The 262-nt window shown below is 48.5% G+C and carries 1 protein-coding gene; it reads left to right on the top strand.

The window, feature by feature from the left end:
- Positions 1–262 (top strand): CoA transferase (locus SB756_RS31420; protein WP_410913414.1); only part of this gene is annotated, 262 nt, incomplete at both ends.

Here is a 262-nt window from a genome sequence, read left to right as displayed (position 1 = left end):
AGAATTTTCGCCCAGGTACAATGGAAAAACTGGGGTTTTCATGGGAAACGCTTCAAGAAATCAACCCGCGCCTCATATATGCTTCATCGTCAGGTTTCGGACATACCGGTCCGCTAAAAGATGCTCCTGCCTACGATACCATCATTGAGGCAATGAGCGGGATAATGATGGAAACAGGATATCCTGATGCTCCGCCAGTGCGCGTTGGTACATCTCTTGCGGATCTATGCGGCGGTGTCTATTTATTCAGCGGAATAGTGAG

It is taken from the genome of Pseudomonas sp. SIMBA_068 (assembly GCF_046534705.1).
In the GTDB taxonomy this organism is placed as follows: Bacteria; Pseudomonadota; Gammaproteobacteria; order Pseudomonadales; family Pseudomonadaceae; genus Aquipseudomonas; species Aquipseudomonas putida.
The sequence above is the reverse complement of the archived record's forward strand: the minus strand, read 5'-3'. Positions and strand labels throughout refer to the sequence as shown.